This window comes from Mesobacillus sp. (assembly GCF_047739415.1).
In the GTDB taxonomy this organism is placed as follows: Bacteria; Bacillota; Bacilli; order Bacillales; family Cytobacillaceae; genus Mesobacillus.
The window spans coordinates 1-9,327 of record NZ_JBIQOE010000013.1 but is presented as its reverse complement, the minus strand read 5'-3'; the positions used below and the strand labels follow the sequence as shown (position 1 = coordinate 9,327).

Below are 9,327 nucleotides of genomic sequence, written 5' to 3'. Positions count from 1 at the left end.
GACAAATTCATTCCCTTTACGGATCAGCGGTTTTGTCAGGCGCTCTTCACTGTTAACAAAATCCCAGCCCCATTTCCCTTTTACACAGGTAGAAATACCATTGACCGGTGCCTCTGTTTTCGTCTGGATTTTCAGGATTTCCCGGTCCTTTGTCCAGACTTCAAAACTGCAGCCGACTCCGCAGTATGTACAAACCGTCTTGGTTCGTTTAATACGGGCCTTCCGCATCGCCGCTTCCACTTCGGATACTGCAAAAATTTCACGATAACCCGGTTCCACCTCTTTTGTCATATCAATCATCGGAGCAAGTATGTTCGGGGCGATCCCAGTCAGGAATCCCGCATTCCTAAGCATTGATTTTTCCATCAGTGCGTTACAAGGGCATACATTCACGCAATGCCCGCAGGACACACAGGAGGATTGGTCAATCGGTACGTCATTATCCCAGATCACCCGCGGAACTTCCCTGCTCCAGTCAATCGTAAGCGTTTCATTGACCTGCAAGTCCTGACATGCCTCAACGCAGCGTCCGCAAAGGATGCATTGGTCAGGCTCGTAACGGTAAAAAGGATGCGAATTATCCGGCGGATACGGTTTTGCTTTAAATTCGTACTTCTGATGGGCGAGTCCCATATCTTCTACAGTGTTATGGATTGTACAATTTCCATTGTTGTTATCACAAACAGTACAGTAGAGCTCATGATTTTTGAGGATTCTTGACATCGCCTCATACTGGGCAGCCTTTACCTCATCTGACATAGTATCGACTCTCATCCCCGGCTCGGCTTTCAGCGTGCAGGATCTAGTCAATTGTCCATCCACCATGACATAGCAAGTATCGCAAGTCTGGATGGTCCCCAAATCTGGATGGTAACAGACACCTGGGATGAAGACATCTTCAGCTCTTGCAACTTCTAAAATTTTCTGCCCCTTTGCGGCATTATACTCCTTGCCGTTTATTTGGATCGTAAATTTTGAATCACTCATTTCCCTGCCTCCTTAATCCAACTCTCGCCAATCCATGTCGGTTCGTACCTGACTGATTCGGCCTTTTCCTCGTTTCCTTCTGGGTTTCAGCATCCATTTTTCCGTGATAGGCAATCCAGTAAAAAACGGAGACAAACACAGTTCCTCCAATTGCATTCCCGATGAATACCGGAATGAAGTTCTCAAAAAAATCAGTCCAGCTGTAATAGCCTGAGAAGATGGCAGCAGGTATCACGAACATATTGGCGACAACGTGCTGGAAACCAATAGCGACGAACGCCATGATTGGAAACCAGATTGCCAGAATCTTGCCGCCGATATCCTCAGCCCCATATGCGAGCCAGACAGCCAGTCCCACAAGCCAATTACAGCCGATTGCCGAAACAAGCGATGACAGGAAACCATGCTCTAGCTTCCCGCCGGCAAATGCAACGGTTTTATCAAGATAAGGACCAGAAGATGTCAATTCTGCGACCTGGCCGAAGAAGTAGGCAACAAACAGTGCTCCAATAAAATTAAACAAGGTAATCCAAAACCAATTTTTTAAAAGTAACCCTAAGGATATCTTTTTTGATAAATAAGCCATCGAAACAGCCATCATATTCCCTGTTAACAGTTCTCCGCCAGCAATGATGATCAAGATAAGTCCTACAGGGAAAACGGCCGCTCCAATCAATGAACTAAGTGTTCCCCATTCATCGGGAAGACTGGCGACGACCCGGATATCAAGTAAGTAGCCAAGAGATATAAACGCCCCTCCAAGAAATCCAAGCACCAGCACACTTGAAAAAGGAAGATTTGCTTTCTTTTGTCCATGTTCAACTGTCAACTGAGCAATTTTATATGGTGGATGATATGCCACGGATTATTTCAACTCCTTTTATTTCCCTAAATAATATTTACATAACTGGGAAAATTATTTAGCATCATGGCAATAATTCTAAAAAGAGGAGTAAAATTCATGGATAAAAATCAATTGCTGCATCGAGTCCAGTCGATGATCCAGTCATCAACAAAAAGACCAAAATACATGACGATTTCAACCGTGAAGATTGCTGATATTTTCGATGTGAAACCAGAGGATGTCCAAAAAGGACTAGAGGAATTAGTGGATGAAGGATATTTAAAACAGTCTAAACTCGACAGCCCGCCTTATCATGATATATTTTTAATGCCTTGAAAACTAAAAAGCACATCCGCTATTATTTAGGGATGTGCTTTTTTATTTAAGGGATTCTGCCGTAAACCGAACAAGAGGCTTTCATAATATGGCAGTTTAATACTTTAAGGATTATAGTTTAAAGATAAGTACCGACAGGTTTGTTTACATAACATTATTATGATTTCCCGATAACGACATTGTACCCCATTTGACCAAAGAATTCCTTCAATACTGTTTCAGCATTTTCTTCAGCTTTTTGCAAGATCCCGGAATCCAATGCTTCTTGTTTGATTTGTCCCTGGGCTTCAGCTGCCAAATCAAAGCCTTCATTCCACTCAATTTCCCCACGGAAAAGTCCCTCATCTGAAAATGTCCTCACCTGGTCCATTTTGATAGAAGGCTCTTGAAGGAAAGATGCTTTAGGCAAAACTAGTTCTATGACTTTTCGCTCCTCATCAACCTTCATATCTTTTTGTTCTATAGCCTGCAAATCAACTCCAGCAATAACCGTAGCGGGTACAATCAACAGAAGTTCCCGTTTTGTCCCGGGTATATTAAAACTGATTTTTCCTCCGAATATTTCATTATCCTCCTGCTCAAGGATAACCTTCACATGTGCCTCTGCCGTGGCCAATGTTGCCAATCCGTGAACTTGTTCAATGAATACAGTCGACTCAGCCCTGCCCGTGTTCCCCGAAACATACCAAAATCCAGCACCTATGACTGAAGCTATGAATAGTAAAATTATTAGCATTCTGCTAAGTGTAGTAAGCTTTGATGAACTCACTGGATGTGCAGCCAGGGAAGCTGAGCTCTCCTCTCTTCCCGCCCTTAATTCAGTTAAAAGTTCATCTACCTTTGAAAGGACTTTCTCCTGCTTGTCCATTTAATTAACCTCCTTTAATACCGAAAAATTACAAATTACCCTTTTAATCGACAAATCCAGATGATGAAAAATCCTCCAATATAAGGAGGATTCTTTTTTATTACGAACAAGAATGGCAAAAGTTTCATAGAATGATAGTTTGCTGGTTTATACAGTTTTATTTTTCAAAAAATGGGGCATAGTTAAAAATATTCGTATCACCAAGAAGGAGGCATCTATTTTGAGTCAATTAGATGGGAAAGTCGCGTTTATAACAGGTGCCAGCTCCGGAATCGGAAGAGCCGCAGCTATTAAACTGGCCCAGGAGGGTGCAAAAGTTGCCTTAATCGATGTGAAAGAAGAGAATGCCAGGGATGTTAAGGAGTCTATTGAAGAGGCCGGCGGGAGCGCGCTGATCGTTGAATGTGATATCGCTAACCCAGAAGAAATGGAACGAAGCTATCAAAATGTTGTGGATGCCTGGGGGAAAGTTGATATTGTCTTTGCCAACGCAGGCATCAATGGTGTCATTGCGCCAATTGAAGACCTTGCTTCAGAGGATTGGGACGAAACGATCAACACGAACCTCAAAGGAACCTTCCTTACCGTAAAATATGCAATCCCGCATATGAAGAAGCACGGCGGCAGCATCATCATCACGAGCTCAATAAATGGAAACAGGATTTATAAGAATTTCGGGATGTCTGCCTACAGTACTTCCAAAATCGGTCAAACAGGCTTCGGTAAAATGGCAGCCCTGGAACTTGCGCGATATAAAATAAGGGTCAATATCATTTGCCCGGGTGCTATTGAAACTAACATAGGGAAAAACACCTTCCCGCAAGAGGAAGACCTCGAAAAAATCAAAATCCCAGTTAAATATCCTGAGGGCAATCAGCCATTGGAAGAACACGCTGGAAAGCCAGAACAAGTAGCAGACCTCGTACTCTTTCTCGCTTCCGACCTCTCTTCGCATATTACCGGCACAGAAGTCTATATAGATGGAGCGGAATCGCTTTTATAAAGGAAAAAGCTCAGAGCTTGTCTGAGCTTTTTTACGTGATAATAATCCCATAGTGCACTAAATTTTCATAGCGGTTTTCTTTTCTGATATGGTCAATTAAAATACCTTCTTCTCTCATTCCTAACTTTTCCAACACACGCCCGGATGCTGGGTTGGAATGAAAGCAGCGAGCAAATACTTTATGGTATTTCTTTTGACTGAACGCAAAATGTAAAGTTGCTTCTGCTGCCTCTGTTGCATATCCTCTTCCCCAGTATTCTTCACCAATCCAGTAAGCTATTTCACCATGATTGAACCTCTGGTTGTTGGATAGGGCTATAGCGCCGAATAATTCTCCACTTTCCTTATCTGTAACTGCGAACTCGTATGATTTACCAGTTTCATAATTTTCAAGATGGCTTTTCATCCATAATAAAGCATCTTCTATTCTGTAGGGATAAGGCAGGTACAAAGTATTTTTTATAGATATTATAGTTATTACAAAGCTTGGCAACGTCTGCCGCATCGGATTGTTGAAACATCCGCAGAATTAGCCTTTTAGTAGTAATTGTTTTATTTATTTGATCAAAGATCATACCAATTCCCCCAATAAAAGAATCAAGTACTTCTTCAAAAATGTTTAATCTCCAATTCGTTTTGTTAAGCCGTAAATTCCAGGTTTTTCTTCATAACCTAACTTCCTATTAACATAAAGCATTGGGGCATTTTTTGAATTGTTATGGGTTCGAATATATTTCACTTTATTTTGCAAGGCATATTCTATTGCTTTTATTTTTACCGCCTGGGCAAGCCCTTTTTTACGGTTTCTCTGAACTACTCCAGTCATCGAATTATAGTAGACATCCTCATTTTCCTTTACGATCATAGACATAGCAATCCATTGACCCCCATCAACAGCCAAAATAAAGCCCTTCTTATCAAAATCTTTCAACAAGGCTATCATTCTATCATTATCCGGACGAGGTTTTCCCTTCATGCCTGGAACATCAGTAACAAGCTCCCACCAAAAATCCCAAAACAGATTTTGAATATCTTTATCCTTTGGGTAATCATCTAAAGTAGAAAAACTAATTCCGGATGATTCTAGCTTTTTAAAAATAGAACTATATTGATCCTTGTTAAACAGAGAAATGTCTAACTGTGATTCGAATACATGACTGGTTACGTCAAAGCCTTTCTTTTTAGCCCAATTCAGGTCTTTCTCCTTTGTATCCTGGATTTGAGTTTGGAGAACTTTGGACTTGTTATTATGGGCAATACCCTCAATCTTAGTAAATATCCAGCTCCCGATCCCCTGATTACGCCATTCAGGATCCACCTTGATAAAAACCTCAGCGAAGTCCGGTTCAAGTATGGGATCCCAAGGTCCAGTAACATACATACCGTACCCAATTAATCTCCCGTTCGGAGTAATCACTCCCAAAATTTTTAAAATCGTTTCGCTAGTAGCCTTTTTTTCAAGCGTTTTAATGGTATTTATGTTAGGTAACTCTGAACCAATTTCAAGTACACTTTCAGAAAAGTTATCGGAGGTTAATGGGATTATTTTTAGGTCCATTCAACTAACACCTCTTTTTTATTTCCTACACTCAATCAACCAACAATCACGGCGTTCTCCTTCGTGGAGTTCGTGTTTAGGCAGCAGTTTAACTTTATTGAAGCCGCACTTTTCGTAGCATTTTATTGCTCGCTCATTCCGTACTTGCGGATCCATTACAACTTTATCGGCTTCTAATTTTTCAAAAAGAAACTCCGTCATTGAAGTAACCAGTAAAGTTCCAATGCCTCTATTCCAATAGTCGACTTCACCGATAAACTGGTCAATACCAAATATTTTTCCGCTCTCATATCCATACTCTATTTTAGTAGCCTCATCCAATTCATAATATTGAATATAGCCAATTGAGTTGCCTTCATACTCAATAATGCATTTAACTTCATCGTCATCTGAAGAGTAAAAAACCCATTCGACTTTTTTTACATCGAAGGAATTATCCCTGCCTTCATAAAATTCAAGAACCTCCGGAGTCGAAAGCCATTTTGCTAATAAGTGCTTATCTTTTTCTGCTAATCTACGAACCTTTAAACTGCCATATTGATATACCACGTTAATCCCTACTTATTGTTATTTCTTATTTTTATTCCATTCCTCTGCTAAAATCCCATAAACAACGTGATCTACATAGTGATCATATAACCATTCTGCTTGGCGGATCCTGCCTTCTTTTACATAGCCTAGTCTTTCAGGAATCCCTCTGCTCTTTGTATTTTCCTCTGCAGCTCTGATTTCAACTTTGTTTAATTTCAAATGGTTAAAAGCGTAATCAGTCAAGGCCCTGGCAACTCTGGTCATAATCCCTTTTCCCTGGTATTCATGCCCGAGCCAATAACCGATGTATGCCGTTTTGTTTGACCAGTTAATACTGTTGAAGCCAGCAGTTCCGACTATTTCTCCCTCATATAAAATCACGGTCGTCATGCTTTTATTTTCAGCGTAACCTTTCATTGTGCCTTTTAGAAATTCTCTAGTATCTTCAACATCCGTTGTAAAATCCAGCCAGGGGAGCCACTCCTTTAAATAATCTCTTGCCTTTTCAGTCAGTTCGAACAGGAGATCCGCATCCGATACCTCTGTTAGTTTTAATGATAATTGTTCATCTATTTTATATAGAAACATAAGTTTTCCTCCTGTATGATAAGTGTATAACGAGATATTATTCGACAATTGATTCATTTTTCCTTTTATTGCTAAGGACTTTCTTCTATAAAAAAAGGCTACCAACCTAGCTGGCAGCCCTTTAAAAGTCTTTTATAACTTTTCCCCGTTTGTTTTTATCACATCTTTATACCAGAAGAATGACTTTTTCTTCTTACGTTCTAACGTTCCGCTGCCATCATCATGCTTGTCCACATAGATATAACCGTATCTTTTCGAGAACTCGCCCGTTGACATGCTGACCATATCGATGCATCCCCAGCTAGTATAGCCCATCAAGTCGACTCCATCTTCAATGGCTTCGCCCATGGCTTTAATATGCTCGCGCAGATAGTCAATTCGATAGTCATCAATAACGTTGCCGTCTTCTTCTAGTTTGTCATAGGCCCCCAGGCCGTTTTCGACGACAAATAGAGGAATCTGATAACGATCATATAGTTTGTTCAGGCTGATACGTAAGCCAACCGGGTCGATTTCCCATCCCCAATCGCTTACATCAAGGAAAGGATTCCGAACACCGCCAATGATATTTCCTTCTGAAGTATCATCATCTGCCTTCTCCTTTTTCTCCGTACGTGACATATAGTAGCTGAATCCAACGTAATCAACGGTGCCCGCCTTCAATAACTCAAGGTCACCTTCCTCAATCTCCAATTGAATATTGTGCTCGTTAAAATATCGATTCATGAAGGAAGGATACTCTCCCCGTACCTGCACGTCCCCGCAAAAATAATTGAAGATCTGCTCTTCTTTAAGGGAGTGGAGGACATTTTCCGGATTGCTGTCAAATGGATAAACAGGGGCGAAAAGTATCATACAACCGATTTGTGAGCTGGGAATGATTTCGTGGCAGACCTTAACTGCTATTGCGCTTGCAACTAGTTGATGGTGGTATGCCTGAAAGGTTGGCTGGTATCGATCCTCTTCTTTTTCAATCGAAAATCCCAGACCGTTGATTGGCATAACCAGCGCGCTATTGATCTCATTGAACGTCATCCAGTACTTAACTCTGTCTTTGTAACGGGTTAAAATAGTTCGTGAATACCTTTCAAAGAAAGTAACCACTTTACGGTTACGCCAGCCGCCGTACTCTTTCACCAAATGAAGCGGCATTTCATAATGGGAAATAGTCACAACCGGCTCAATCCCATACTTATGTAGTTCATCCAAAACCCGATCATAAAAAGCAAGTCCCTCTTCATTAGGCTCCAGTTCATCGCCATTCGGGAATATCCGTGTCCAGGCAATTGACATCCTGAAAGCCTTGAAACCCATTTCTGCAAATAAGGCAATATCCTCCTCATAACGATGGTAAAAATCAATCGCCTCATGATTCGGGTAGTATTGAACTGGCTTGATTTCAAAGTCGAAACCAGGTTTTGTTAAAATATCGTATCTGGCTTTTCCCCCTGGCAGAACATCTGCCACATTCAAGCCTTTGTTCCCTTCGTTAAATCCACCTTCAATCTGGTTGGCAGCCGTAGCCCCTCCCCATAAAAAACCTTCTGGGAATTTATATGTTTTCATTGTTAGTACCTCCATATTAAATTTAAGTAGCAGGTTATTCACTTCCACTGGAATATTCTAGACCAAACGAGCTGGCTTAATTTTGACAGCCTTTCGCTTAGTGGCCGTGAACCTGTCACGATTTCGGCTTTTTCTTGACAGCTTTTTAGCTGGAGGCGCCGACCCTGTCACTATTCTGGTCTTTTATTGAAAGCTTTTCGCGTGGTGGTCGTGAACCTGTCACAATTCCGGGTTTTTCTTGACAGCTTTTCGCCTCGTGGCACCGACCCTGTCACAATTCCGGCTTTTTCTTGACAGCTTTTCGCGTGGTGGTCGTGAACCTGTCACGATTCCGGGTTTTTCTTGACAGCTTTTCGCTTAGTGGCCGTGAACCTGTCACAATTCCGGCTTTTTCTTGACAGCTTTTCGCGTGGTGGTCGTGAACCTGTCACGATTCCGACCTTTCCTTGACAGCTTTTCGCTTTGTCACATTGGACCTGTCAGAGCTTTACACCATTACTACGTTACGCACTTCCTTAATTCCTCACTAAAAATTCTTCCCCGTTCCACAATAAATCAACCCTACTAAAATTCCTACTATTAATCAGTTCTAAACCTAGTATCCCGTCAATATCTTAGTGATAGGAAAGCCAATACTCTAGAAAAAGGTGATTGAAGTGTTTGTTGTCCATTTTTATGAGCAGAAAAATGAAATGCTGAATCAATTGCTTCAGCGTGTGCCCGAGGTTGGGGAGGATCTAAGAATCAAGGGTCGTAAAGGTAAGGTTGCGAGTGTGACGGAAATTGATGAGAAAACGTACCATGTTCAAGTTGCGTTGGAAGCGAAAGCAAAACCTGGTGCTGCAGCCGACCCTGCCAAAAAGAAAAAAAGATAATAAGAATGGAGAACCACGTGGGTTCTCCATTCAGGCTGTCGAGAAACTCTCGACAGCCTTTATTTTTATCATTTAACTTCATCAATTCACCGCGTTAATTTGTTATAATATAACTAATAATACCTAGGATGGTGGATTGGATGTTCAAACCGAAAAGAGAATCACAAAATG

10 protein-coding genes and 1 pseudogene are annotated in these 9,327 nt (G+C 41.3%); 3 read left to right on the top strand and 8 right to left on the bottom strand.

The features are described 5' to 3' along the window. Both ACH0QE_RS01100 and ACH0QE_RS01095 read right to left on the bottom strand, forming a co-directional pair. Nucleotides 1-987, bottom strand: a 987-nt coding sequence (locus ACH0QE_RS01100) for a 2Fe-2S iron-sulfur cluster-binding protein (protein WP_415798902.1), incomplete at its 3' end; no start/stop codon positions are given. Beyond that, a complete protein-coding gene (locus ACH0QE_RS01095; protein WP_415798901.1) occupies nt 980-1,849 on the bottom strand; it encodes a formate/nitrite transporter family protein in 870 nt (289 codons plus the stop codon). The genes ACH0QE_RS01100 and ACH0QE_RS01095, both read right to left, overlap by 8 nt. Nucleotides 1,850-1,948: 99 nt before the next feature. Here ACH0QE_RS01095 and ACH0QE_RS01090 point away from each other — a divergent pair, with 99 nt between their 5' ends. Continuing rightward, complete coding sequence (locus tag ACH0QE_RS01090) at nt 1,949-2,167, top strand: hypothetical protein (RefSeq protein ID WP_415798900.1); 219 nt, start codon at nt 1,949-1,951, stop codon at nt 2,165-2,167. A gap of 157 nt (nt 2,168-2,324) precedes the next feature. On the opposite strand, the gene ACH0QE_RS01085 is transcribed toward ACH0QE_RS01090, so the two are convergent. After that, nucleotides 2,325-3,035, bottom strand: a complete 711-nt coding sequence (locus ACH0QE_RS01085; RefSeq protein WP_415798899.1) for a DUF4230 domain-containing protein — start codon at nt 3,033-3,035, stop codon at nt 2,325-2,327. Between the two features lie 217 nt (nt 3,036-3,252). Between ACH0QE_RS01085 and ACH0QE_RS01080 the strand changes: the two genes are divergently transcribed. Next, nucleotides 3,253-4,038, top strand: a complete 786-nt coding sequence (locus tag ACH0QE_RS01080; RefSeq protein WP_415798903.1) for an SDR family oxidoreductase — start codon at nt 3,253-3,255, stop codon at nt 4,036-4,038. Between the two features lie 31 nt (nt 4,039-4,069). Here the strand turns inward: ACH0QE_RS01080 and ACH0QE_RS01075 are convergent. From ACH0QE_RS01075 to ACH0QE_RS01055, 5 genes and pseudogenes are all read right to left on the bottom strand, one after another. Next, nucleotides 4,070-4,613 (bottom strand): annotated as a pseudogene (locus ACH0QE_RS01075) (GNAT family N-acetyltransferase). Between the two features lie 44 nt (nt 4,614-4,657). Further along, nucleotides 4,658-5,596 carry a GNAT family N-acetyltransferase gene (locus tag ACH0QE_RS01070; RefSeq protein ID WP_415798898.1) on the bottom strand — a complete coding sequence of 313 codons (939 nt, stop codon included), beginning with the start codon at nt 5,594-5,596 and terminating at the stop codon, nt 4,658-4,660. A gap of 18 nt (nt 5,597-5,614) precedes the next feature. Beyond that, a complete protein-coding gene (locus tag ACH0QE_RS01065) occupies nt 5,615-6,145 on the bottom strand; it encodes a GNAT family N-acetyltransferase (RefSeq protein ID WP_415798897.1) in 531 nt (176 codons plus the stop codon). 18 nt (nt 6,146-6,163) lie between these two features. After that, complete coding sequence (locus ACH0QE_RS01060) at nt 6,164-6,715, bottom strand: GNAT family N-acetyltransferase (RefSeq protein WP_415798896.1); 552 nt, start codon at nt 6,713-6,715, stop codon at nt 6,164-6,166. 132 nt (nt 6,716-6,847) lie between these two features. Then, the gene (locus tag ACH0QE_RS01055) at nt 6,848-8,281 is read right to left on the bottom strand and encodes a glycoside hydrolase family 1 protein (RefSeq protein ID WP_415798895.1); all 1,434 of its coding nucleotides are present in this window, start codon (nt 8,279-8,281) and stop codon (nt 6,848-6,850) included. A gap of 692 nt (nt 8,282-8,973) precedes the next feature. Here ACH0QE_RS01055 and ACH0QE_RS01050 point away from each other — a divergent pair. Further along, entirely contained in the window at nt 8,974-9,156 is a 183-nt protein-coding gene (locus ACH0QE_RS01050) for a hypothetical protein (RefSeq protein WP_415798894.1), read from the top strand. Nucleotides 9,157-9,327 lie beyond the last annotated feature (171 nt).

Excerpts from the sequence above, each read along its gene's own strand:
- ACH0QE_RS01050 (WP_415798894.1), top strand. The coding sequence starts at position 8,974 with ATGCTGAATCAATTGCTTCAGCGTGTGCCCGAGGTTGGGGAGGATCTA.
- ACH0QE_RS01090 (WP_415798900.1), top strand. The coding sequence starts at position 1,949 with ATGGATAAAAATCAATTGCTGCATCGAGTCCAGTCGATGATCCAGTCA.
- ACH0QE_RS01055 (WP_415798895.1), bottom strand. The coding sequence starts at position 8,281 with ATGAAAACATATAAATTCCCAGAAGGTTTTTTATGGGGAGGGGCTACG.
- ACH0QE_RS01060 (WP_415798896.1), bottom strand. The coding sequence starts at position 6,715 with ATGTTTCTATATAAAATAGATGAACAATTATCATTAAAACTAACAGAG.
- ACH0QE_RS01085 (WP_415798899.1), bottom strand. The coding sequence starts at position 3,035 with ATGGACAAGCAGGAGAAAGTCCTTTCAAAGGTAGATGAACTTTTAACT.
- ACH0QE_RS01070 (WP_415798898.1), bottom strand. The coding sequence starts at position 5,596 with ATGGACCTAAAAATAATCCCATTAACCTCCGATAACTTTTCTGAAAGT.